Source organism: Isoptericola sp. 178, from assembly GCF_030586525.1.
In the GTDB taxonomy this organism is placed as follows: domain Bacteria; phylum Actinomycetota; class Actinomycetes; order Actinomycetales; family Cellulomonadaceae; genus Isoptericola; species Isoptericola sediminis.
In genome coordinates, this window is sequence record NZ_JAUQYN010000006.1 from 27,659 (window position 1) to 50,667 (window position 23,009).

A 23,009-nucleotide genomic window follows, 5' to 3' on the forward strand; every position below is an offset into this window, starting at 1 on the left:
GAGGTCTCGAACGCATTGTCGTCGTGGTTGCCGGGCCGCCACCCGGAGGATGGAGCGAGTCCAGTGACGTCCGAGCGCATCGCCATCGTGGGAGTCGGTCTGCGGTACCCGGACGCCGCGACCCCGGACGAGCTGTGGACCAACGTCCTGGCCGGCCGGCGGGCGTTCCGGACCATGCCGGAGGAGCGGACCAGCCTGGCCGACTACTGGGACCCCGACCCGGCGGCGCCGGACAAGTTCTACGCGAGTCGGGCCGCCGTCCTGCGCGACTACACCTTCGACCGGGTCGCGAAAATGATCTCGGCGCGCACCGTGACGTCGACGGACATGACCCACTGGCTCGCGCTGGACGTCGCGACGGACGCCTTGCGCGCCGCCGGGTTCGAGGACGGCGAGGGACTACCGCTCGCGACGACCTCCGTCGTCCTCGGCAACACGCTCACCGGCGAGTTCTCGCGTGCCAACGTGATGCGCCTGCGGTGGCCCTACGTCCGCCGGACGATCTCCGCCCAGCTCGCGGAGCGCGGGTGGGAGAACGCCGAGATCGACGGGTTCGTCCGGGATCTCGAGGGCGTCTACAAGGCACCTTTCCCGGAAGCCAACGAGGACATGCTCGCCGGCGGGCTGGCCAACACGATCGCCGGCCGGATCTGCAACTTCTTCGACCTGGGCGGCGGCGGCTACACGGTCGACGGCGCCTGCTCCTCGTCGCTGCTGTCCGTCATCAACGCCGCGAACGCCCTGCGGTCCGGTGACGCCGACGTGGTCCTGGCCGGCGGTGTCGACCTCTCCATCGACCCCTTCGAGCTGGTCGGCTTCAGCAAGACGGGCGCACTGGCGACCGGTGAGATGGTGGTCTACGACCGCGGCTCCAACGGCTTCTGGCCGGGCGAGGGGTGCGGCATGGTCGTGCTGATGCGCGAGGACGACGCCCGTGCGCAGGGCAGGCAGGTCCTCGCGTGCATCGCTGGCTGGGGGATGTCCTCCGACGGCAAGGGAGGCATCACGCGGCCGGAGGAGAGCGGGCACCGCCGCGCGCTCGCCCACGCCTACGCTCGGGCCGGATACCACCCGTCGACCGTCTCGTACTTCGAGGGGCACGGCACCGGGACCGCCGTGGGCGACGCGACCGAGATCGCCGCGCTCGCCTCCACCCGCGAGGGGATCGACGACCCGTGGCCCGCGGCGCTGGGCTCCGTCAAGGCGAACATCGGCCACACGAAGGCGGCGGCGGGAGTGGCCGGCCTCATCAAGGCGGCGTTGTCCGTGCACCACCAGGTGGTGCCTCCGGCGAGCGGGCACGTGGACCCGCACCCCCTGCTGAGCGAGACCGCGCACGCGATCCACGTCCCGACCGACGCCGGGGTCTACCGCTCCGGCGTCCCCGTGAGGGCAGGGGTGTCGGCGATGGGGTTCGGCGGGATCAACACCCACATCGCGCTCGAGAGCGCCGACGCCGCGCCACCGACCCGGGCGTCGGTGGCACCGGAGGTGACCGACACGGTCCTCGGCCGTCAGGACGCCGAGCTGCTCCTGTTCGCCGCGGCGGACGTCGAGTCGCTCGCCGCGGAGGTCCGGGAGGCCGCCGGCACGCTGGAGCGCGCCGCGACGTGCGAGCTGACGGACCTCGCCGTCCACCTGCAGCGGACGCTGACGGACGGAGAGCACCGGGTCGCGGTCGTGGCGCGCGACCCCGGTGACGCCGTGGCGCGGCTCGAGCGCGTCGCGGACCTGCTGACCGGCACGCAGGTGCCCACCGGGCGGCTCGTCCGGGTCGGCGAGGGGATCTGGTTCGGGCGCGGGGCCGCACCGGGACGGATCGCCTTCGCGTTCCCGGGCCAGGGTGCCGGGCACGGGCACCCCGGCGCCCCGGTGCGCCGGTTCGACGCGGTGCACGACCGCGTCGGCCAGGTCGACGACGGTCCGGGGACGGCAGGCCTCCAGCCACGAGTCGTCCGCCGGTCGCTGCAGGGGCTCGCGGCGCTCACCCGCCTCGGCGTCGAGGCGGACGCCGCGATCGGCCACAGCCTCGGCGAGATCACGGCGCTCGCCTGGTCCGGCGCGCTGAGCGAGGAGCGGGCCATCGAGCTGGCGCGCGTGCGCGGGAGAGCCATGTACGACGAGGTCCCCCGCACCGGCGCCATGGCGGTGGTCGGTGCGGGACCCGACCGTGTCCGTGCACTGCTGGACGGGACCGCGGCGGAGGTCTCGGGGTACAACGCACCCGAGCTGACCGTGGTCGCCGGCCCCCGGACGGACGTGGAGGCCGTCGTGGCCGCGAGCGCGATCGCCGGGCTGGACGTCAGCGTGCTGGACGTCGAGCACGCCTTCCACACCTCGCAGTGCGCCCGTGCGGCGGCCGTCCTGCGCGACCATCTGCGCGGCGTCCCGTTCGGGCCGCTGCAGCGGGACGTCGTCTCGCCGTCGTCGGCCGCCCTGCTCCCCGAGGACCAGGACGTCTCGGCGTTCCTCGTCGAGCAGATCACGAACCCTGTCCGCTTCAGCGATGCCGCGAAGCTGCTGGGCGGTCACGACCTCGTGATCGAGGTCGGGCCCGGACGCACGATCGGTGGCCTCGTCGCCGCCAACCTGCCGACCGTGCCGACGGTGAGCATCGACACCGACTCACGGTCGCTGGCGCCCTTCCTGGACGCGGTCGGTGCTGCCCACGTGGTCGGCCGGTCGGTCAGCACCGAGGAGCTGGTGCGGGGCCGTGCGTACCGCCCGTTGGTGCCGGGCCAGCGGATGACGTTCCTTGCCAACCCTTGCGAGGCCGCGCCCGGGCTGGGGTTCGTGCCGACCGAGACCTCCGAGGACGAGGCTGCCGGATCGCGGGACACCGGGGCCGCGGCCGGGGCGAGCACGCTGGAGGTGCTGCTGTCGGTGGTCGCCGACAAGGTCGACCTGCCCGTGTCGGTGCTCGGTCCGGCCACCAGCCCGTTGGACGACCTGCACCTGTCCTCGATCACCGTCGGCCAGATCACCAACGACGTCCTGCGCTCCCTGGGGCGTGGGCCGCTGCACGGCGTGCCGTCCTTCGCGACGTCGACTCTCGGGGACATCGCGACGATGATCGACGAGATGTCCGACCGGGACGAGGTGCCGGCGAAGGTCATCGGCGCCGGGCCGTGGGTCCGGGCCTTCGGCCGGTCGTCGCGGACCGAGGACCTGCTGCCGGCGCCGGCCCAGGGGCCGGAGCGACGCTGGACGCTCGTCGGGGCGGACGACGAGCTGACGGATCGCGTCCTCGCCCGTCTGGCCCGCCTGCCCGGCGTCGAGCCGGGTGTGCTCGTGAGCACGACGGGCCGGGGGCCCGACGCCGGCGCGGACGCGATCGAGGCGCTGCTCGGCGCGCTGCGCCAGCACGGCACCGTGCCGCTCGTGGTCCTGCAGCGTGGGGACCACGGAGCGGCGGCCGCGGCCCGCTCGCTGTTTCTCGAGGGGAGCTCGCCGCGGGTGACGGTCGTGCGCCTTCCCGCCGAACTGGCCGACCCCCTTCCTGCGGTCGCGGACTCGATCGCCGCCGACGTGGACCGCACCGCCGGCTTCGCCGAGGTCACCTACGCGGACGGCGGTGCCCGTCGGCACGACGCGTGGGCCGCGCTGGAGACCTCCGAGGCCTCGTCGGCCTCCTACCTGGGGGCGGACGACGTCCTGCTGGTGACCGGGGGCGGCAAGGGGATCACCGCCGCGTCCGCGCTCCGGATCGCCGAGGCATCGGGCTGCCGACTGCTGCTCCTGGGCCGCGCGCCGATGTCCGACCCCGCAGTGTCGGCCACCCTGGACCAGGCACGGAGCGCGGGCGTGGGGTGCGTCTACGTGGCCGCGGACGTCACCGACGCCGCCGCGGTCGCGCGAGCCGTGCGCGAGGGGGCCGCGACCCTCGGCACCGTCACGGCGGTGCTGCACGGGGCCGGCACCAACGAACCGGCGCGGGCACGGGACCTGACGCGCGAGCAGCTCGACCGGACCGTCGCGCCCAAGGTGCACGGGTTGCGGAACGTGCTCGCCTGCCTCGACGCCTCACGTCTACGGTTGCTGGTCGCGTTCGGCAGCATCATCGGACGCGCCGGTCTGGAGGGCGAGGTCCACTACGCCACCGCGAACGACTGGCTGACCGAGGAGGTGCTGGCGTTCGGCCGGGAGAACCCCCAGGTCCGGGTCCGCGCCGTCGAGTGGTCCGTCTGGTCCGGAGCCGGGATGGGCGAACGGCTCGGCGTCCTGGAGTCGCTGCGGCAACGGGGCATCGAGCCGATCCCGTCGGAGTGGGGCGTCGGGCTCGTCACCTCACTCGTCGACGACGGCGACCTGCCGCCGCTCATCGTCGTCGCCGGCCGGACCGGCACGTTCCCGACGATGCGGCACGCCCCCGGTGACCTGCCCCTGCTCCGCTTCCTGGAGACGCCGCAGGTGCACTACGCCGGGGTGGAACTCGTGGTCGACGCCGAGCTGTCCCCGGGTACGGACCCCTACCTCGCCGACCATGTCCTGGACGGCGAGATGATCTTCCCCGGCGTCATGGGGATGGAGGCGATGGCCCAGGCCGCGGTGGCCCTGCGCCCGCAGCTGCGGGGCGGGCTCGCCTTCGCCGACCTCTCGTTCGACCGGCCCGTCCTCGTCCCGCCCGACCGTCCCGAGACGATCCGTGTCGCCGCGCTGGTCGAGGGCGATTCCGTCCGGGTCGCGGTCCGCACGGCTGGTACCGCGTTCGCCGTCGACCACTTCACCGCACTCATCACCCCGCCGCCGGACGTGCCGGAGGCCGATGCTCCCGCGTCGGCGGGTCTGGAGCCCGTCGGTCTGGAGCCCGGACGTGACCTGTACGGGTCCCTGATGTTCCAGGGGCCGCGGTTCCAGGCGGTGCGTGGCTACCGCGCGGCGCTGGCCCGTCGGGCCGTGGCCGACCTGGACACCGGGCCGGGCCAGCCGTGGTTCTCCCTCGTCCACCCGCAGGAGCTGATCCTGGCCGCACCTGGTGCCCGCGACGCGATGATGCACGCCATCCAGTGCTGCGTCCCGGACGCCGTGCTGCTCCCCGAGAGGGTCGACCTCCTGGTGCCGGCCATGGCCACGCATCCGAGCGCGGAGGTGCTGATGGAGGCTTACGAGGACGTCCAGGACGGGGACTCCTACACGTACCGACTCGCCTGTCACGACCTGTCGGGTCCGGTGGAGACCTGGTCCGGTCTGCGGCTGCGCGCCGTCACGAGACGTCCGGCACGGACGATGCGCTGGAGCCCGGCGATGACGGGCCCCTACCTGCAGCGCCAGGCCGAGGAGCTGTTCGGACGCGGCGTGGAGGTCGCCGTCGAGCCCCATGCACCCGCCGGGTCGGCCTCACGGGCCGACGACCGGGCGGCCACGGACCGGGCGATCGCGCGCCTCCGGCCAGGGGCCACGCTCCGCCGGCAGGCCGACGGCCGGCTCCTGCTCGACGACACCACCCAGGCGTGCTCCGCCCACCACGCTCTGTTCACGATGTCCGCCGTCGCGCCGCGAAGCGTGGCCTGCGACACGGAGGCGGTCGTGGAGCGGCCCGACGACGTGTGGCAGGACCTGCTGGGCGACGCATGGACGCTGGTCCGCGAGATCGCCGCCGCGGCCGGCGGTGACGTGCACGAGGCCGCGACCCGCGTGTGGGGTGCGCTCGAGTGCGTCCGCAAGGTCGGCCACGCGTCGATCGGCCTGACCCTGGCGAGCACCACCGACGACGCCGTCGTCATCGCCGCGGGCCCCTACCGGGTCATCACCTGGGTGCTGCCCACCGGTGAGACCGGCACGAGCACGATGTTCGCACTGCTGGGAGGTCATTGATGCCGTCGCGCTACTACGAGATCCGCCACGTCGTCGGGTTCGAGGAGACGAACCTCGTCGGGAACGTCTACTACGTGAACTACCTGCGTTGGCAGGGCCGCTGCCGGGAGATGTTCCTGCGGGACAAGGCTCCCACGGTCCTGGCCGAGGTCCAGGAGGACCTGAAGCTGTTCACGCTCAAGGTCGAGTGCGAGTTCTTCAGCGAGCTGACGGCGTTCGACCAGGTCGGCGTCCGGATGAGCCTCGTGGACCTCGGCCCGAGCCGGTTGGAGTTCGCCTTCGACTACGTGAAGGTCGAGGAGGACACCGAGACGCTCGTCGGCAAGGGGCGGCAGAAGATCGTGTGCATGCGTGGTCCGAACCAGCACACGGTGCCGACCCGGGTCCCGGACGACCTGGTCGCCGCGCTCGCCCCGTACCGCGCCGAGCCGGCGCTCGAGGTCGTCTGACATGCCCGCGGTGACCCCGGTCCGGCTGCGGAGGGTGATGTCACGATTCGCGACGGGCGTGACCGTGTTCTCCACCTGCGGTGAGCACGCGCACGCGATGACCGCGAACTCGTTCACGTCGTTGTCGTGCGACCCGCCCCTGGTCCTCGGCTGCGTCGCAGCGAGCGCCCGCATGCACGCCCTCCTCGCCCCGGGTGCGTGCCTCGGCGTCTCGATCCTGGCGGGGGGCCAGGAGCCGATCGCCCGGCACTTCGCCGACCGCGGTCGACCGCGCGGGTGGCGTCAGTTCGGCGACCTGTCGTGGTGGTGCGGACAGAGCACCGGTGTCCCGCTGATCGCGGGCGCGGCCGCGTGGCTGGAGTGCGAGGTGGAGGACGTTCATCCGGGCGGGGACCACGGCATCGTCGTGGCTCGGGTCCTCGGCTGTGGTGAAGGCGCCCCCGAGGTGCTGACGTTCTTCGACGGAGGGTTCCGCGAGCTCGGGACCCCGGGCCCGGTGCCGGTGACTCTTCTGGGGGCCGGTGCGGGCACGTGAGGACCCGCCGCGACGGAGCGGCGGGTCGGGCCGGCGGGGCGGGTCGGGGCACGTTCCCCGACCCGCCCCGACCGTCTAGGTGTACCCGGCCATGAGGTTGGCTACACCGAGGCGCTCGGCGCGGTGACGGCGCCGTCGATGGCGCCGGCGACGACGGCCGCCTGGTGGGCCACGGGACCGGCGACGAGCACGCCACGGAGCCCGTGGCGGAAGGCGGCGAACTCGGGCAGGTCGTCCAGCACGCCCTCGATCCGCGGGTCGACGACGTGGACGAACCGTCCCGTCCCGGCGACGTGGGCGGACAGATAGGTCCCCGCGTGGCCGCGCGCCTCGAGCGCGGCCACGACGTCACGGACGCGCGCCGTGTTGGCACCGACCGCGTCCTCGCGGACCTCGTACGTCATGACTCTCAGCACGGCTTCCTCCTGACCCTTCGGCTCAGACCGTCGCCGCGCCGGCGGCCAGGGGCTCGCGCCCCGTGCCGGCGGGCCCGCGGTACGCCTGGGCGACGTCGAGGTAGGTCCATGCGTCGGGGCCGATCGCGTGCAGCACCAGGTCGTCCGGGTGTCGACGCCGGGAGGCCAGGAGCGCGAGGTCGACCGCCTCGCCGCACACGATGTTCGGGGCGTACTCGTCGCCGGCCTCGACCGCCGCACCGGAGGGCAGGCTCACCGCGAACCGGAACGAGCCCTGCGGTACGTCGAGGTCCCGGGCCTGGTAGCCGAAGGCGATGGTCCGGTGGATGAAGGGGACGAGGTGCCGTACCCGGTCCGTCCGGACGATCCCCACGCCGACCGCGTCCGCCACGTCCTGGCCGTGCGCGAACAGCTCGAGCATGCCGGCGGCGGTCAGCACCGCCGCGGGCAGCGGGTTGACCAGCCACGGCACGACATCGTCCGGGCCGCGTGAACGCAGCGCCCGCTCGACGTCGTCGACGGCGGTGTCGAAGCGCCCCAGCACCTCCGCGGGAGTGCCGGCGTTGAAGAGGTCCAGAGCGTGGTTCACCGCGGCGTCGAACCCGACGTCGGCCGCGGGGGCCGTCATGGCGGCGAACCGTTCCGTGTCCGAGGCTGCGGCGGCGGCCAGGGTGAAGACGAACGTGAGGTGGGCGACCTGGTCGCGCACGCGCCACGGTTCGGCGGGCGTGACCAGCTCCCACTGGTCGTCGTCGAGCGATGCGAGGAGACCGCGGAGGTCCGCTGCCTCGAGGAGGAAGTCGTCGAGAATCTCGGTGGTGGTCGTCATGTCCTGACCTCGTTTCGTGATGTCCGGGTTCATGCGAGTGAACCCCCGCGGTCCCCCTGGGACATCTCCCGGTGTGCTCCTCCCGGCGCGGTACCCGGACGCGGCCCCCGCACCGGGTGCGCCGCGTGGGCGTGGTCGTCGACGGTGGCGCATCATGGCGGGCGAGAGGCATGCCGACCGACCCGACGGAGGGTGAGGATCCATGGGCACGCAGGACCAGGTCCAGCTCATCGCCTACGCCGACCGGCTCGGCGGCGACCTGCGGGGACTGGCGCGCTTCCTGCGCCGCGACGAGGTCGCCGAGTCGTTCGGGGGCGTGCACGTCCTGCCGTTCTACACGCCCTTCGACGGCGCGGACGCCGGCTTCGACCCCGTCGACCACACGGCCGTCGACCCGCGCCTGGGGACATGGGACGACGTGCGTGACCTGTCCCGCACCCACGACGTGATGGTCGACCTCATCGTCAACCACGTCTCCGCCGACTCCGCGGCGTTCCGCGACGTCGTCGCCCACGGCGACGCCTCGCCGTGGGCACCGATGTTCCTCACGATGTCGTCGGTCTTCCCGGACGGCGCACGGGAGGAGGAGCTGGCCCGCATCTACCGGCCCCGGCCCGGGCTGCCGTTCACGGCGCTGCGGCTCGGGGACGCGCTGCGCTACGTGTGGACGACGTTCACGCCCCAGCAGATCGACATCGACCTGAGCTCCGAGCTCGGCCAGGACTACCTCACCTCGATCCTCGACACGGTCGCGGCGGCCGGGGTGCGCCAGGTGCGCCTCGACGCCGTCGGGTACGCGGTCAAGACGCCGGGCAGCACGTGCTTCATGACGCCCGAGACCTTCGCCTTCATCGCGGACTTCGCGGCACGGGCGCGGGAGCGGGGTGTGGACGTCCTGGTCGAGGTGCACTCCTACTACCGGCGTCAGATCGAGATCGCGCGGGAGGTGGACCTCGTCTACGACTTCGCGCTGCCTCCGCTCGTGCTGCACGCGCTGTACACCGGCGACGGCACGGCGCTGCTCGACTGGCTGCGTGAACGTCCCCGCAACGCCGTCACGGTGCTCGACACCCACGACGGGATCGGGGTCATCGACGTCGGCCCCGACCAGACCGTCGAACCGGGGGAGCCGGATCGCCCCGGCCTGCTGGACCCGGCCCAGATCGACGCCCTCGTGGAGGGGATCCACGAGCGGACCGGCGGTGCGTCGGCCGCGGCGACGGGTGCCGCGGCGTCGAACCTCGACCTGTACCAGGTGAACTCGACCTTCTACGACGCGCTCGGCCGCGACGACGCGCGCTATCTCGCCGCGCGAGCGCTCCAGCTCTTCACGCCCGGCATCCCGCAGGTCTACTACGTCGGCCTGCTGGCGGGAGAGAACGACGTCGAGCTCCTGCAGCGTACGGGCGTGGGGCGGGACATCAACCGCCACCACTACACGGCGGAGGAGATCGACGCCGCGCTCGAGACGCCGGTGGTGCGGCGGATGCTGGCCCTGTGCCGGTTCCGCAACACGTTCCCGGCGTTCGACGGCGACGTCGACGCGACGCTCCACGGCGCGGTGCTGAGCATGGAGCGCCGCGGCGTCGAGGTGCCCGACGCCGTCGCCGTCCTCGAGGTCGACCTGGCCAGCGGCGCCGGGACCCTGACCTGGTCCTCCGGTGGGCGGGGCGAGGCGTCGGTCGACCTCGCTGCCTTCACCCCGGACGACCTCGGCGGCCCGGTGGGGCCTTGAGATCGTCCGGTCTCAGCCGCCCATCTCGGTGACGGCGTCCGTGTACTCCCAGTGCCACGGCTCGTACTTGTCGTAGATCGCCCAGTCGGGGTTGTCCCAGCCGTAGGCCGGCGCGTTCGCGCGGAGCCAGTCGTAGCGGCTGCCGGAGTACGTCTCCGGGCAGAGGTCCACGGCCAGACCCCACCCGTGGTTCGAGGTGCCGGGCGTGGCGGCCAGGTACCCCTTGGCCTCCTTGGTCGCGACCTGCGACGAGTAGCTCCGGTAACCGTCGGTGATGCACATGTTCTCGCCGAAGACCACGCGGTAGGCCAGGTTGAGCCGGGCGAGGGCGACGCCGGCGTCGGCGCGGATCCGCGTCGTGCCGTCCCACAGGGTGCACATCTCGCTCTCGGGGATGTACCCGTTGGACCCGGTGCCGCTGGCGTAGCCGTCGCAGCCGGGCAGCGGCGGCGGCGGGGGCTCGGGCGCCGCCTCGACGGACAGGGCGACCTTCTCCGCGGACATCGTGGCGTCCGCCGGCACGACGGTGCCGCCGACCGAGCCACCGGCCGCGCGGGACGTCGTCGGCGCGGCCCGGTCGGCGTTCCGGGAGGCGGCCTGGCCACGGTCGGCGAGCAGGGCGGCCTGCTTCGCGGCGCTCGTCACGGCCGCGAGGTCGGCGGCGGCGTCACCCGGGGCGCGGACGCCGGAGGGCGCGGCCTCCGGGCTCGTGGCGCGCGGCAGCTCGGTCGTGTTGGAGGCCACGGCCATGCCGGTCGTGGTCGCCATCGTGACGGCGAGGCCCAGGCCGATGCTCAGCGGCCAGCTCGTGGGCGCGAGCGAGGACCAGGTCGGGCCAGTGCGGCGGCGTCGAGCCGCGTGGCTCGCGGTGTGTCGTCCCTTGGCACGTGCCCTCGTGGGTGCGGGTCGTGCGGTCGCCTCGGGGAGCGCGGGCAGGTCGCGCGTGTGCCTCATCGGGCGGTGCGGGGTCGCATCGAACATTCTCCTGGCGCCTGCGGGGTTAGCTGTCGGGTTCGGGTCGGAGACTGACCCGGCCGGCAGGGCGTCCCTGCACGGCTTCACCCCGAGGGCACCGTGGTGCCCGAGAGTGGGTCCCCCGTCCCTGTCGTTCGTGTCGTCCGGCTCCGGGGCGGTGACAGGGCTCGGCGCCCGCCTCGGACATCTCACCTGGGGTGTGAGCTGCCTGGACACTATCCCTCCCGCCGCGAGTTGTCACGGGTAGATCACGGGTGCGCTACGTTGACCAACCTCTGACCCGATTCGCAGGAAGAAGGTGGACGATGCCGGAACGGACGTCACGTCGTTCGACGATCGCCGTGCTGGGCCCGGGGGGCGTCGGCGGGCTGGTGGGAGCGCTGGCCGCCCGGGCGGGCCATCGTGTGATCGTCCTGGCCGGCCCCGAGACGGCGTCGACCCTCCGTTCCGACGGCCTCCGCGTCACCAGCGGCTTCTTCGGGGACTTCTCGGCCGAGGTCGAGGCGGACACCGAGCTGCGCGAACCGGTCGACCTGTGCCTGGTCGCCGTCAAGCACCCGTCGCTGCCCGAAGCCCTGGAGCGGGTCCCTGCTGAGCACGTCGCCGCCGGGCTCGTCGTGCCGCTGCTCAACGGGGTCGAGCACGTCGCCACCCTGCGCGAGCGGTTCGCGCCGGCGTCCGTCGCCGCCGGTGTCATCCGCGTCGAGTCCACCCGGACCGCTCCCGGGCGGATCGTGCACGGCAGTCCCTTCGTCGAGGTGGACCTGGCCAGCAGCACGGCGCCCCCCGAGCGGCTCGAGGCCGCGGCGACGATCCTGCGGGACGCGGGGGTCACCACGCTGGTCCGCGACGACGAGGGGGCGATGCTGTGGGGCAAGCTCGGGCTCCTCGCGCCCTTCGCCCTGCTGACGACCTACCACGGGGAGCCGATCGGGACGCTCCGGACCGAGCGTCGCGACACCCTCGCGGCGCTCGTCGCGGAGGTCGCCGCGATCGGCCAGGCCGGCGGCGGTCCCGACACCAGCCAGACGGCCCTGCGCTTCTACGACACGTTCCCGCCCGAGGCGCGCTCGTCCATGCAGCGTGACGCCGAGGCCGGGCGGCCCCTGGAGCTCGACGCCATCGGCGGGGCCGTGCTGCGGGCCGCCGACCGGCACGAGGTCCCCGCACCCCTCACCCGGCGGCTGGTGACCGAGCTCGGCCGGTCCTCGACCTCGTCACCGGGCGCCTCGACGGGAGCCGGCGCCACTGGGTAGCGAGCAGGTGCCCCGGGGGGACATCCTGGAGCCGGCCCCTCGAGGACGAGGTCGACGACGACGGAGGATCCCATGACCGCGAGTCCGCCCGCCACGACCCCGGACGTCGCGACGCCGGACCCCGCGCAGCGTCAGCCGGCACCCCGCACCACCCACCAGGTCGTGAACCAGCCGCCGGAACGCGTCGACGTCAACGAGTACCTGGACTTCCCGGTGCTGCGCGAGGCGGTGCACGCGTTCGGCGGCGACTGGGGCGAGGAGCGACTGGTCGAGGCCGGGGCGCACGTCGGGACCGCGGCGTTCCAGCACGCGGCCGAGCGGGCGAACATCCACGAGCCGGTGCTGCACACCCACGACCGGCGTGGCCGCCGCCTCGACGAGGTCGAGTACGACCCCGCCTACCACGAGGTGCTCGCCGCCGCCGTCGAGCGCGGGGCGCACACGGGCGCCTGGGCGGAGCCGGGGCCCGGGGCGAACGTCGTGCGGGGCGCCGTCTTCTCGCTGTTCTCGCAGGTCGAGCCCGGCCATGCGTGCCCCGTCTCGATGACGCACGCGGCCGTGCCCTCCCTGCGGCACGCGCCGGAGCTCGCCGCCGTCTGGGAACCGCGCCTGCTGTCGTCCGGGTACGACGGCACGCCGGCCGCTCCCGGGGACAAACCCGGCGTGCTCGTCGGCATGGCCATGACGGAGAAGCAGGGCGGGTCGGACGTCCGCGCCAACACCACGGCGGCCGTCCCCGTGGGCTCGGACGGGACGTCCCTGCTCACCGGGCACAAGTGGTTCTGCTCGGCCCCGATGTCGGACGCGTTCCTCGTCCTGGCCCAGGCCGGAGGCGAGGACGCCGGGCCGCCCGGGTCACCGACGTGCTTCCTGGTGCCGCGCGTCCTCGAGGACGGCACCCGCAACGCGTTCCGCATCCAGCGGCTCAAGGACAAGCTCGGCAACCGGTCGAACGCGTCGGCGGAGGTCGAGCTCGACGGCACCGTCGGGTATCTCGTCGGGGAGCCCGGCCGCGGGGTGCGCACCATCATCGAGATGGTGTCGCGCACCCGGCTGGACTGCGTCCACGGGTCGGCGGCCGGCATGCGCCAGGGGGTCGCCGAGGCCTTGTGGCACGCGGACCACCGCAGCGCGTTCGGGGCGCACCTGGTCGACCAGCCCGCCATGACGGCCGTGCTCGCCGACCTCGCGCTGGAGTCCGAGGCCGCGACCCTGACCTCGATGCGCCTGGCCGCGGCGTACGACGCCGAGACGGACGCCGAGCGGGCGTTCCGCCGTCTGGCCACGGCGGTGAGCAAGTTCTGGGTGTGCCAGCGCGGCCCGCACCACGCGTTCGAGGCGATGGAGTGCCTGGGCGGCAACGGGTACACCGAGGCGTTCCCGCTGGCACGCCGGTACCGCGAGCAGCCCGTCATGGCCATCTGGGAGGGGTCGGGCAACGTCATCGCCCTGGACGTGCTGCGGGCGATGGCGCGCGAGCCGGAGTCTGTCGAGGCGTTCCGTGCCGAGCTCGGCACGACGGCGGGGGCGCACCCCGCCCTGGACGCGCACGTCGCGCGCACGCAGCGGCTGCTCACCGAGCTCGCCGGGTCCGACGACGGCGCGCAGCAGGCGCAGGCCCGCCGCGTCGTCGAGTCGCTCGCCGTGGCGCTGCAGGCGTCGCTGATGGTGCGGCACGCGCCGTCGGGCAGCGCCGAGGCGTTCGTCGCCGCGCGGCTCGGGGAGGACCGCGGCGCCGGCTACGGGGTGCTGCCGGCCGGCACCGACTGCCGTGCGGTGCTGGCACGGCACCGCCGGCGCTGACCGAGGCGCGTCCCGACGCGTCGTCCGGCCGGGCGGGGCGTCACTCCTCGTCGTCGACGAGCAGGTCGGCCGTGACCAGCACGTAGTCCTCGTCGCGCAGGTCCTTGATGATCTTGCCGACGGCGTCGACCGAGGTCGCGTGGATGTCGTGCAGCAGCACGTTGCTCCCGGGCTCCACCTGCTCGCGGACCCGACGGCGGGTCTCCTTCGCGTCGCGGGTCTGCCAGTCGAGCGTGTCGAGGTTCCAGGTCATGACGTCGAGCCCGCTGCGGGTCGCGAGCGTGCGGACCCGGCCGTCGACGTCACCGTAGGGCGGCCGCAGCAGGAACGGGGTGGACCCGGTCGCCTCGCGGATCGCGTCGGAGGTGCTGCGCAGCTCCTCGCGCACCTCGGCGTCGTCGAGGGTGGTGAGCTGCGGGTGGCTCCACGAGTGGTTGGCGACGAGGTGCCCCGCGTCGGCGACCGCGCGGGCGATCTGCGGGTTCCTGGCGACGTTGTCGCCCACCATGAAGAACGTGGCCGGTGCGTCCTTGCGGTCGAGGATCCGCAGCAGCCGTTCGGTCTGCGCCACGGGACCGTCGTCGAAGGTCAGGGCGACGCACTTGTCCACCCGACAGTCGACGCCCTCGGCACGCGCCGCCGCACGGCGCTCGGCGGTGATCTGGTCCAGCCGGGTGCGCCACAGGGACGTGCTGGTCTCGAGCAGGGTGTCCCGCAGGCGCACGGCCTCGTCGGGGTCCACGGCGTCGACGCCGGCGTCGAGCATCGCCTCGGCGTCGGAGACCGCCGTGTCGAGGGTGCCGAGGTCGAGGTCGGCGTCCTGCGCGGTGAGGTCCGTCAGCGCGTCACGGCCCTGGACGACGGCGGGCTGCAGCTCGTCGACGGCCCACTGGCGGCGTGCGGCGGCGACGGCGTCGCTCGTCTCCAGGACCTCCGCTGCGGCGTCGTCGAGCGCCTCCGGCGAGGGGTCCGACCCGTCGACGACCTCGACCTCCACCTGTGGCAACGTCTCCGGGAAGAACGGGTTCGGGCGGGTGACCGCCTCGACCGTGCGGGTCTCGACCGGGTAGCTGACCTCGGCGTCCCGCAGCTTCCGCGCCTCCGTGAGGGCGGCGTCCAAGGGCTCGCGGACCGCGGGGTCCGCCACCTGGCCCTCGCTGCGCCGGTACACGGGCCGGCCGTCCTGGACGGCGGCGGTGAGGGTCTCGCGGCTGTCCGCGTAGGCGTCCTCGGAGCGTCCGCGGGAGGTGTCGGCGGCGTCGGTGAGACGGGCGACCTCCTCCTCGTACTCGGCGACCTGCGACTCCCAGGCACGGTGCTCGAGCTCACCGGCGACCACGACCGCAGCGGCGAGCAGCACGACGAGCGCGCCGATCCACCACCACCGGGCGCGGCGGCGACGGACCGGCGGCTCGGGCGCGGTCGGCTCGGAGGTGCTCACAGGGTGATCCTCCGGCCAACGGCGCCCCGTGGCCACCCTGGTCGCGATGCTCGCGCGAGGCGCTCGCGGAGCGTGCACACGACGGTCACCCGGGCGCCGCCACCGGGCCGGGGCTGTCCGGGGTCGCCGCCCGGGGCATAGCATCGGTGCTGACTTCGACACGGGAGCCGCATGAACGAGCAGCACCGCCCCGACCGGACCGACGCCGAGGGGACGGGACCCGACCCCGACGACGCGACGCAGGTCCTGCCGGCGCACACCGAGGAGCCTCCACCGGCCCCGTCGGCGCAGGACACGCAGGTGTTCGACCGCGACGCGGGGCAGGAGACGCAGCCCTTGGCCCCGTCGGCGCAGGACACGCAGGTGTTCGACCGCGACGCGGGGCAGGAGACCCAGGTCCTCGGTGGTGGCGCGATGTCGGCCACGCAGCCCCTCGCTGGCCGGCCGCGCCGGGAGTCGGTGCTGCCCGCCACCGACCGCGGTCGTGACGCCACGCCCTGGGGGACCCGGGTGATGCCGGCCGACCGGTCGTCCGCGACGCCGCCGTCGGCCGCTGCCTTCCCGCGATCGACGCCGGCACCCGCGCAGCGGACCGCCCCGGCGCCCGGACCCGCGGCAACGCCGACGCAGCGGCCGGCTCCCCAACAGCGCCCGGCGCCGCAACAGCGCCCGGCGCCGTCGGCCCCCGCACCACCGCGCGAGAGCGGCGCCGGCCCGCGTCGCGGCACCGAGCCGACGGCGGTGGCGTCCCTGATCACGGGCCTGCTCGGGATCGTGGTGCCGCTCGTCGGGATCCTGGCGATCGTGTTCGGCGGCATCGGCCTCGACCGCACGCGCCGGCGGGGGACGAACGGCCGTGGCATGGCGCGGACCGGGATGACGCTCGGGACGCTGCAGGTGCTGTTCACCACGCTGCTGGTCGTCGGCGGGTTGATGTTCTGGGACGCCTACGGCGAGGACGTCGAGGCCGCCCTGGACCAGGCGGACGCGATCGCCGCGGGCGAGGTCAGTGTCCCGGACCTGCTGCTCGGCGGCGTCACCGGCGACTACTCGTTCGAGGACCTGCAGGAGCTCGGGGGCATGCTGGGTGACGCCGACGAGCTCCAGGAGCTGGGCGGCCAGTGCCAGTCGGGTGACGCGGCGGCCTGCGACGACCTGCTCGAGCGGGTGCCGGCCGATCTGCTCCCCGAGGGTGTCGGGAACCCGTGACCGAGATCCCCGTCGCCCGGCTGCGACGGGTCGTCGCCGTCGTCGCCGCGCTGAACTTCGCCTACTTCTTCGTCGAGTTCTTCGTGGCGCTGAGCGCGGGGTCGGTCTCGCTGCTCGCCGACAGCGTCGACTTCCTGGAGGACACGGCGGTCAACCTGCTCATCCTGCTCGCGCTGGGATGGCCGCTGGCCCGCCGCGCGGCCATGGGCAAGGTCATGGCCGTGATCATCCTGGGTCCGGCGGCCTTCGCCGCCTGGGAGGCGGTGCAGCGGTTCGGCGCCCCCGAGGCGCCCGACGTGGTCCCGCTCGTCCTCGCGTCCGCGGGGGCGATCGTCGTCAACGGCACGGCGGCATGGCTGCTGGTCGGCGTGCGGCTCCACGGCGGGTCGCTCAGCCGGGCGGCGTTCCTGTCGGCCCGCAACGACGTGCTCGTCAACGTCGCCGTGATCGCCATGGGCCTCGTGACGGCGTGGACCGGGTCCGGCTGGCCGGACCTCGTCCTGGGCTGCGTCATCATCGGCCTCGCCGGGCGGGCCGCCTGGGAGGTGTGGGAGGTCAGCGAGGACGAACGCCTCGCGGCCAGGGCGCTCGCCGGGGAGGAGATCGACTGAGTCGTCCTCCGCGGTCGAGCGCCCCGAGGGGAGTCAGCCGACGCGGACCGCGGAGTAGCCGGCCTCGTCGACCGCGGCCAGGACCTTGGACTCCTCGGCGGGACCGGTGACCACGAGCGTGCCTGTCTCGGCGCTCACCTGGATCTCCTCGACCCCGGGAACCTCGCCGACCTCCTCGCGGACCGACATCTCGCAGTGGCCGCAGGTCATGCCGGTGACCTGGTACGTGTTCGTGCTCATCGTCTCTCCTCTCCTGCCACCACCGACGGGTGGTCGTCACCAGGGAGGCTATACCCCCAGTGGGTATAGATCAACGAGTCCGCGCGAGGCCCGCTCCCCGGGGCGCAGGCAGGGGTCCGTCCCGATGTTGTGGGGTCCGTGGTCCTCGTGTTGTGTGGAGCGATGAACGACACCGATGACGGGCAGCGCACGCGCAGCGAACAGCTCGAGATCACGCGCATCGTGCTCCGCCCCACGGGCAACCCGCTTCCCCTCGGCTTCATGGCGCTGGCCGTGGCGACGGTCGGGTTCAGCTGTCTGCAGCTGGGGATCCTCAGCACCGCCGAGGAGAGCACCGTGGCCCTCGCCGTCCTCGTGCTCACCGTCCCGCTGCAGCTCCTCGCCGCGATCATCGGCTTCGGGGCCCGCGACCCGATCGCCGGCACGGGGATGGCCGTGGTGTCCGGGGTCTGGGCCATGCTCGCGGTCTCGACGCTGACGTCACCGCCCGGTTCCTCGAGCCCGGCGCTCGGCGTGCTGCTGCTGACCGCTGCCCTGGCCATGGTGGTCCCGGCCCTGGCCGCGGGCGGGAAGGTCGTCGCGGCCGCCGTCATGATCGGCTCCGGCGTGCGCTTCGCGGTCACGGGCGTGGCCGAGTTCACCGGGTCCGGCGCGTGGGAGACGACCGCCGGTGTCCTCGGGCTGGTCCTGGCCGCGATGGCGCTCTACGCCGCGCTCGGGTTCGTCCTGGAGGAGGTCGACCACCCCGTCCGGCTCCCCGTGCTGCGTCGGGGAGCCGGACTCAAGCCGCTGCGCGACGACCTGGAGGAGCAGCTCGAGGGAGTCGCCCGGTCGGCCGGCGTGCGCCAGCAGCTCTGAGAAGTGCGCGGCGGGTCAGCGCGTCCGCACGGCCCCGGACGTGTCCCGGCGCAGGTACCACCAGGCGACGACCACGCACAACAGGCCGTTGAGCAGGCCGAAGACGACGTCGAGCGGACCGTGCATGCCGCGGTAGATCCGGGAGATGCCGACGATGAACGGGATGGCCACGCACACCACCGTGACCAGTCGGCGCAGCACCGGGTTCGAGATGCGCTGGGCGAGCAGCGCCATGGTCAGCCACAGCGCCGTCGCCGCACCGGTGTGACCGCTGGGGAAGCTCGAGGTCGGCGGGGCCGGGTCGAGGTGCTCGACGTCCGGGCGCTCCCGCCCGACCAGGGCGGAGCTGGTGATGAACAGCAGGGACTGCAGGGAGACCGCGAGCGCCGGCACGAGGGCGAACCACCACTGGCGGGTGCGCCACCACAGGATCCCGACCGTCAGCGCGGTCACGCCGATCACGACCTCGGTCATGCCGAAGCGACCCAGCCACTCCGAGACGGTGTTCATCGTGGACGTCCGCTGATCGGCGAACCACTGCTCGACCGTGTTCCCCTGGGGGAAGTCGTTCAGGGGGCCGACGACGAGGAACCCGACGCCGAGGAGCACGAGCCAGCCGAGGACGGCGGGACCCAGCGCGCGCACCGCCGCGTCCCGGGCGGCCTGTCCCTTGGTCGGCCGACTGGTGTCGAGCTCGTAGCGGTGGACGAAGGCGTTCATCGAATCTCCGCATCTGTGGTGCGGGTGGTGGGTGACCACCCGCGGTACCCGAGGTAGGACGCACCGGAGATGGTGACGCCCAGGAGGATGCCGGCGACCACGTCCGAGGGGAAGTGCACCCCGAGGAAGATGCGGTCGGCGGCAGTGATCAGCGCGAACGTGGTGGCGACCAGCGGGACGACGACCCGGCCGACCCGGCCGAGGACCGGCCAGACCAGCAGGGTGATCGTCACCGCGGCGGTCGCTGCGGACGTCGCGTGCCCGGAGGGGAAGCTGAGGCCGGGCGCGTCGAGGATCACCTCGTCGACGACCGGCCGCACCCGTCCGACGGCTTCCTTGGCGAGGTTGGCCAGCCCCCACGAGGCGAGCAACGTCCCGACCGCCCACAGGGCGCGCCCGGGGTAGTCGTGTCGGCGCCACATCCACAGGGCGACCGCGCCGCCGGCCAGCACGACCCAGCCGGGCTGGGTGACCGCCGACCAGACGACGAAGGTGTCCAGCAGCCAGTCGTTGTCCAGCGTGACCGACACGGCGGCGTCGACGACGGCCTGGTCGGCCTCCTGCACCGTGGCGTTCGTGCGGACGAACCAGGCCAGGACGAGCACCGGGACGAATCCGGCGACGGCGAAGGCGCCGGCGCGGGCCAGAGCGCGGGCCCGGGGCGATCGTCGAAGCATCCCGGGAGACTAACCCGCAGGTCCCCGCAGCGCTTGTCGAGCGGGGGACGACCCGTGCGGGTCGCACGGCGCGTCCGTTCAGGGGGAGCGGTGGTGCGGCGGGACCTCGTAGAGCAGGTGCTCCGTGTGGTGCAGCACGTTCGCGACGAGCGCGGCGACGTGCTCGTCGGGCTGGCCGTAGTAGACGGTGGTGCCGTCGCGCCGCGACGTGACCAGCCGGCTGGCACGCAGCCTGGCCAGGTGCTGGGAGACCGCGGGGACGGGGCGGTCGAGCGCCGCGGCGATCGACCCGACCGACATCTCGGTGCCGTCGAGCATGACGAGGATCGCCAGGCGGGTGCGGTCGGCGAGGAGTCGCAGCACCTCGACGGCGCGGTCGAGCTCGGCGTCCGGGGGTGCGCTGCGCTCGGCGGGGGCCACGGGACTCATGATGGCACCGTCCCTCGCGCCGTCGTCCCCGTCGTGGCCGGACGTCCGGGTCGGCGCGGCCACAGCAGGGCGGCCGTCGTCGTCGCGGCCGCCGCGAGGGCCGCGAGCACGAGCGCGGTGCTGCTCAGCCCGAGGCCCACGCCGAGCAGACCGGCGAGGGGGTAGGTGAGCAGCCAGCAGGCGTGCAGCAGGGCGAAGTGCGCCGCGAAGGCCGCCGGGCGGTCGCCGGGAGCGACCGTGCGACGCACGATCCGGCCCACGGGGGTCTCCACCGACGCCCAGCCGAGGCCGACGAGCACCCACAGCGCCGCGACGGCCGTCAGCCCGGCCACCGGCGACGGGGCCGCCAGCGCGAGGGGGACGACGGCGGTGGCCACGGTGAGGGCAACGGCCCCCGTGAGCATCACGAGCCGTTCGGGCCGGCGGCGCAGCAGCCGGGGCAGGGCGAAGGCCGCCGTCATGGAGCCGGCGCCGTTGGCGGCCAGCAGCAGCGCGACGACGTCCTCGCCCTGCCCGAACGCGGAGCGCGCGATCACGACCGTCTGGACGATGACGAACGCCCCGGCCGCGGCCACGGCCATGTTGAGTGCCAGGACCGGCCGCAGCGCCGGGGTGCGGACGAAGAGGCGGATCCCGTGCCGGGCACGCTCGCCGAAGGGCATCTGCGGGCCGTCCCCGCCGGCGTCGGCGCCACGGCGCGGCAGGACCGTCGCTGCGACGAGCAGCGCGGACGCCCCGAAGCCGGCGGCGGTGCCGAAGAAGAGGGTCGAGCTGGGGACGACGAGCAGCAGCCCGGCCGCCAGCACGGGGGACAGGACGGCCTCGAGGTCGTAGGCCAGCCGGGACAGGGACAGCGCCGCGGTGTAGTCCTCCTCGTCGTCGAGCACGTCGGGGATCACGGACTGGAACGTCGGGGTGAACGTGGCCGAGGCCGCCTGCAGCACGAAGACGAGGACGTAGACCTGCCAGACCTCGCCGACGAAGGGCAGGGACACCGCGACGAGCAGCCGCACGACGTCGGAGCCGATCATCACCGACCGCCGGGGCAGCCGGACGACCGCGGCCGCCGCCAGCGGGGCGACGAACACGTAGGCGACCATCTTCACCGCGAGCGCGGTGCCGAGGACCTGCCCGGCCTCGGCCCCGGCGAGGTCGTAGGCGAGCAGCCCGAGGGCGACGGTGGCGAGCCCGGTGCCGGCGAGGGCGACGAGCTGGGCGAGGAAGAGCCGACGGTAGACCGGGTGGGCGAGTACCTGCAGCACCGACCCATTGTCTGCATGATTGCGCAGGGACGCAACAAAGCTCGAGGGTCGACGAGCGGGCCGTATCAGCAGGGGAGACACGGCGCTCCGGACCGGTAGAGGAACGCTCGAGCCGCGGCCAGGACGGAGGTGGCCCCGTGCGATCCGGACCCGTGCGGAACCGCCCGGCGACGCGGACGGTCGTGCCGACGCTGGTGGCGGCCGTCCTCGGCCTGCTGTCCTCGCTCCCCGCCGTCGTCGTGCCCGGGCAGGAGATCGACCTCGACCCGTCGGCCGGGCCACCCGGGACCTCCGTCACGGCGAGCGTCGACGGTTTCGACTGCTCCATCGGCGTCGTCGAGCTGCTGTGGGGAGAGTCCGGGGTGGTCGGGACCGTCGACCTGGACGGTGGCGCCGACGAGACGACGTTCCCGGTCCCCACGGAGGCGGAGCCCGGTGGGCACGAGGTGTTCGCCCGGTGCGCCAGGTCCGACGACGTCGCGGCCGAGACCACGTTCGAGGTCGAGCCGGTCGCCGACCTGGTCACGGTCCCGGACCTGGTGGGCCGCCCGCTCGACGAGGCCGAGACGCTGCTGGCCGAGCGGGGCCTCGTGCTCGGCGAGGTGTCGGGCGAGGGCGACGCCGTCGCCGACCAGGACCCCGGCCCCGGCACCGGCGTCGACGTCGAGAGCGAGGTGGCCGTCACCCTCGCCGCCGTCGTCCCGCCCCCGGGGAACACGGGGACGGACGACCCGGCGGAACGGTTCCCGCTGCTGTGGATCGTCCTGGTCGGGCTGCTCGTCGCCGGGGCCGCAGCCGGTGCCCCCCGGCTGCGCCGGGCCCGTCGCCGGCAGGACCGGCGTTGGGTGAGCGAGCACGTCCGGGTCCGGCCCGCCCCGACCCCACCGCCCACCGTGACGCTCGCCGCGGACCCGACGGACCCCGCGGGACCCGGCGCGACCCTCGTGATCCGGCTCGTCGCCTCCGCGGACGACGTGGACCAGCACCTGGAGGTGATCGGACGATGACCACGACGACCGCCGCGCCGACGATGACGGCGCGCGTCTTCCTCCTCGACGACGGCTCGGGCCGGGACACCGCGCAGGTGCTCGGCGAGGCCGTCCGGCGGCACGGGATCGGCGGCGCGGCGCTCCAGGGCGTGCGGCGGGCCACCACGGCGACGCGGGAGGCCGTCGGGTCCGAGCTCGCCGCCGTGGCGGACGGACTGCTCGACCTCGACCTCGGCGACGTCCTGCTGCGCTCGTGGCGGTCCGTCGCCGACCTCACGGCGGCCGGCCGGCGGACCGCCCTCGCCCCCGGGGAGGAGATCGTCGCGCTGGCCACGCACCGGATCACCGCGACGCACCACCCGCGGGTCGACCTGTCCGTCGACGGCGTCCCCCTGCACCGGTTCACCTTCGAGATCTCGCTCGTCGCCGTCCTCACGGGGGTCGCGGCCGTCGTCGCGGGCGGCTCCCTGGTGGCGGTCCGGGGCGGGTCGGCCGACGTCACGGGCACCCTCTCCCTGGACGGGGTGCGGCTCGTGGAGAGGTCCCGCACCCTCGACGTCGAGGCGCTGGTGCGGCTGCGCCGGCCGATCCCGCTGACGTCGGGGCGGTCGGCGGTCTTCCGCGGGGAGTCCTGACCCGGGTCGCGCCATGGACGAGCGCCGCGCGATCAAGGCGCTGCTGCGTCCCTGAGACGTCCGGACCCGGGGGGCCGGGGGGCGGGGCCCCGGGGGGGGGCGCGCCCCCGGGCGCCCGGGCGGGGG

Annotated in this window: 20 protein-coding genes and 1 riboswitch; of the genes, 11 read left to right on the forward strand and 9 right to left on the reverse strand. The window is 74.1% G+C overall.

Annotation, left to right across the window (positions count from 1 at the left end):
- The first annotated feature begins 63 nt into the window (after positions 1-63).
- From Q6349_RS15175 to Q6349_RS15185, 3 genes are read left to right on the forward strand one after another with little or no spacing between them, the layout of a single operon-like run.
- On the forward strand, positions 64-5,814 hold the full coding sequence (locus Q6349_RS15175) for a type I polyketide synthase (protein ID WP_304604819.1): 5,751 nt from the start codon (positions 64-66) through the stop codon (positions 5,812-5,814).
- Positions 5,814-6,263, forward strand: coding sequence for a thioesterase family protein (locus tag Q6349_RS15180; protein ID WP_304604820.1), 450 nt, complete (start codon positions 5,814-5,816; stop codon positions 6,261-6,263). The genes Q6349_RS15175 and Q6349_RS15180 overlap by 1 nt, the downstream gene beginning before the upstream one ends.
- Before the next feature lie 37 nt (positions 6,264-6,300).
- Positions 6,301-6,798: a flavin reductase family protein gene (locus Q6349_RS15185; RefSeq protein WP_304604836.1), complete on the forward strand. Its 498-nt coding sequence runs from the start codon at positions 6,301-6,303 to the stop codon at positions 6,796-6,798.
- 101 nt (positions 6,799-6,899) lie between these two features.
- Here the strand turns inward: Q6349_RS15185 and Q6349_RS15190 are convergent, their stop codons facing one another.
- Together Q6349_RS15190 and Q6349_RS15195 are read right to left on the reverse strand one after the other, a co-directional pair.
- Entirely contained in the window at positions 6,900-7,214 is a 315-nt protein-coding gene (locus Q6349_RS15190; protein WP_304604821.1) for a hypothetical protein, read from the reverse strand.
- Between the two features lie 22 nt (positions 7,215-7,236).
- Entirely contained in the window at positions 7,237-8,043 is an 807-nt protein-coding gene (locus tag Q6349_RS15195) for a maleylpyruvate isomerase family mycothiol-dependent enzyme (RefSeq protein WP_304604822.1), read from the reverse strand.
- A 202-nt stretch (positions 8,044-8,245) separates the two neighbouring features.
- On the opposite strand from Q6349_RS15195, the gene gtfA reads away from it, so the two are divergent.
- A complete protein-coding gene (gtfA, locus tag Q6349_RS15200; RefSeq protein ID WP_304604823.1) occupies positions 8,246-9,778 on the forward strand; it encodes a sucrose phosphorylase in 1,533 nt (510 codons plus the stop codon).
- A 12-nt stretch (positions 9,779-9,790) separates the two neighbouring features.
- Here gtfA and Q6349_RS15205 read toward each other — a convergent pair whose 3' ends face one another.
- Positions 9,791-10,732 carry a D-alanyl-D-alanine carboxypeptidase family protein gene (locus Q6349_RS15205; RefSeq protein WP_304604824.1) on the reverse strand — a complete coding sequence of 314 codons (942 nt, stop codon included), beginning with the start codon at positions 10,730-10,732 and terminating at the stop codon, positions 9,791-9,793.
- Positions 10,733-10,751: 19 nt separating this feature from the next.
- A riboswitch (cyclic di-AMP (ydaO/yuaA leader) is annotated at positions 10,752-10,918 on the reverse strand.
- Between the two features lie 140 nt (positions 10,919-11,058).
- Here Q6349_RS15205 and Q6349_RS15210 point away from each other — a divergent pair.
- Positions 11,059-12,009, forward strand: coding sequence for a ketopantoate reductase family protein (locus Q6349_RS15210; RefSeq protein WP_304604825.1), 951 nt, complete (start codon positions 11,059-11,061; stop codon positions 12,007-12,009).
- Between the two features lie 72 nt (positions 12,010-12,081).
- Entirely contained in the window at positions 12,082-13,812 is a 1,731-nt protein-coding gene (locus Q6349_RS15215; protein ID WP_304604826.1) for an acyl-CoA dehydrogenase family protein, read from the forward strand.
- A 40-nt stretch (positions 13,813-13,852) separates the two neighbouring features.
- Here the strand turns inward: Q6349_RS15215 and Q6349_RS15220 are convergent, their stop codons facing one another.
- Entirely contained in the window at positions 13,853-15,253 is a 1,401-nt protein-coding gene (locus Q6349_RS15220; RefSeq protein ID WP_304604827.1) for a polysaccharide deacetylase family protein, read from the reverse strand.
- A gap of 171 nt (positions 15,254-15,424) precedes the next feature.
- Here Q6349_RS15220 and Q6349_RS15225 point away from each other — a divergent pair, with 171 nt between their 5' ends.
- Both Q6349_RS15225 and Q6349_RS15230 read left to right on the forward strand, forming a co-directional pair.
- Positions 15,425-16,462, forward strand: a complete 1,038-nt coding sequence (locus Q6349_RS15225) for a DUF4190 domain-containing protein (protein ID WP_304604828.1) — start codon at positions 15,425-15,427, stop codon at positions 16,460-16,462.
- A complete protein-coding gene (locus tag Q6349_RS15230; protein ID WP_304604829.1) occupies positions 16,459-17,073 on the forward strand; it encodes a cation transporter in 615 nt (204 codons plus the stop codon). The genes Q6349_RS15225 and Q6349_RS15230 overlap by 4 nt, the downstream gene beginning before the upstream one ends.
- A gap of 33 nt (positions 17,074-17,106) precedes the next feature.
- Here Q6349_RS15230 and Q6349_RS15235 read toward each other — a convergent pair whose 3' ends face one another.
- Positions 17,107-17,313: a heavy-metal-associated domain-containing protein gene (locus Q6349_RS15235; RefSeq protein WP_171246600.1), complete on the reverse strand. Its 207-nt coding sequence runs from the start codon at positions 17,311-17,313 to the stop codon at positions 17,107-17,109.
- A gap of 162 nt (positions 17,314-17,475) precedes the next feature.
- On the opposite strand from Q6349_RS15235, the gene Q6349_RS15240 reads away from it, so the two are divergent.
- Complete coding sequence (locus Q6349_RS15240) at positions 17,476-18,171, forward strand: GPR1/FUN34/YaaH family transporter (RefSeq protein ID WP_304604830.1); 696 nt, start codon at positions 17,476-17,478, stop codon at positions 18,169-18,171.
- 15 nt (positions 18,172-18,186) lie between these two features.
- On the opposite strand, the gene Q6349_RS15245 is transcribed toward Q6349_RS15240, so the two are convergent.
- From Q6349_RS15245 to Q6349_RS15260, 4 genes are all read right to left on the reverse strand, one after another.
- Entirely contained in the window at positions 18,187-18,891 is a 705-nt protein-coding gene (locus Q6349_RS15245) for a phosphatase PAP2 family protein (protein ID WP_171246598.1), read from the reverse strand.
- Positions 18,888-19,568, reverse strand: coding sequence for a phosphatase PAP2 family protein (locus tag Q6349_RS15250; protein ID WP_304604831.1), 681 nt, complete (start codon positions 19,566-19,568; stop codon positions 18,888-18,890). The genes Q6349_RS15245 and Q6349_RS15250 overlap by 4 nt, the downstream gene beginning before the upstream one ends.
- A 78-nt stretch (positions 19,569-19,646) precedes the next feature.
- Positions 19,647-19,997, reverse strand: a complete 351-nt coding sequence (locus Q6349_RS15255; RefSeq protein WP_304604832.1) for a helix-turn-helix transcriptional regulator — start codon at positions 19,995-19,997, stop codon at positions 19,647-19,649.
- Complete coding sequence (locus tag Q6349_RS15260; RefSeq protein ID WP_304604833.1) at positions 19,994-21,259, reverse strand: MFS transporter; 1,266 nt, start codon at positions 21,257-21,259, stop codon at positions 19,994-19,996. The genes Q6349_RS15255 and Q6349_RS15260 overlap by 4 nt, the downstream gene beginning before the upstream one ends.
- Before the next feature lie 137 nt (positions 21,260-21,396).
- Here Q6349_RS15260 and Q6349_RS15265 point away from each other — a divergent pair, with 137 nt between their 5' ends.
- Both Q6349_RS15265 and Q6349_RS15270 read left to right on the forward strand, forming a co-directional pair.
- Complete coding sequence (locus tag Q6349_RS15265) at positions 21,397-22,266, forward strand: PASTA domain-containing protein (protein ID WP_304604834.1); 870 nt, start codon at positions 21,397-21,399, stop codon at positions 22,264-22,266.
- Entirely contained in the window at positions 22,263-22,883 is a 621-nt protein-coding gene (locus Q6349_RS15270) for a hypothetical protein (protein ID WP_304604835.1), read from the forward strand. The genes Q6349_RS15265 and Q6349_RS15270 overlap by 4 nt, the downstream gene beginning before the upstream one ends.
- Positions 22,884-23,009: the final 126 nt, after the last annotated feature.

Bases quoted from the DNA above. Each gene is read 5' to 3' on its own strand.
- Q6349_RS15195 (WP_304604822.1), bottom strand. From the start codon at position 8,043: ATGACGACCACCACCGAGATTCTCGACGACTTCCTCCTCGAGGCAGCG.
- Q6349_RS15245 (WP_171246598.1), bottom strand. From the start codon at position 18,891: ATGAACGCCTTCGTCCACCGCTACGAGCTCGACACCAGTCGGCCGACC.
- gtfA (WP_304604823.1), top strand. From the start codon at position 8,246: ATGGGCACGCAGGACCAGGTCCAGCTCATCGCCTACGCCGACCGGCTC.
- Q6349_RS15180 (WP_304604820.1), top strand. From the start codon at position 5,814: ATGCCGTCGCGCTACTACGAGATCCGCCACGTCGTCGGGTTCGAGGAG.
- Q6349_RS15210 (WP_304604825.1), top strand. From the start codon at position 11,059: ATGCCGGAACGGACGTCACGTCGTTCGACGATCGCCGTGCTGGGCCCG.
- Q6349_RS15235 (WP_171246600.1), bottom strand. From the start codon at position 17,313: ATGAGCACGAACACGTACCAGGTCACCGGCATGACCTGCGGCCACTGC.
- Q6349_RS15250 (WP_304604831.1), bottom strand. From the start codon at position 19,568: ATGCTTCGACGATCGCCCCGGGCCCGCGCTCTGGCCCGCGCCGGCGCC.
- Q6349_RS15215 (WP_304604826.1), top strand. From the start codon at position 12,082: ATGACCGCGAGTCCGCCCGCCACGACCCCGGACGTCGCGACGCCGGAC.
- Q6349_RS15255 (WP_304604832.1), bottom strand. From the start codon at position 19,997: ATGAGTCCCGTGGCCCCCGCCGAGCGCAGCGCACCCCCGGACGCCGAG.
- Q6349_RS15185 (WP_304604836.1), top strand. From the start codon at position 6,301: ATGTCACGATTCGCGACGGGCGTGACCGTGTTCTCCACCTGCGGTGAG.
- Q6349_RS15205 (WP_304604824.1), bottom strand. From the start codon at position 10,732: ATGAGGCACACGCGCGACCTGCCCGCGCTCCCCGAGGCGACCGCACGA.
- Q6349_RS15270 (WP_304604835.1), top strand. From the start codon at position 22,263: ATGACCACGACGACCGCCGCGCCGACGATGACGGCGCGCGTCTTCCTC.
- Q6349_RS15225 (WP_304604828.1), top strand. From the start codon at position 15,425: ATGAACGAGCAGCACCGCCCCGACCGGACCGACGCCGAGGGGACGGGA.
- Q6349_RS15240 (WP_304604830.1), top strand. From the start codon at position 17,476: ATGAACGACACCGATGACGGGCAGCGCACGCGCAGCGAACAGCTCGAG.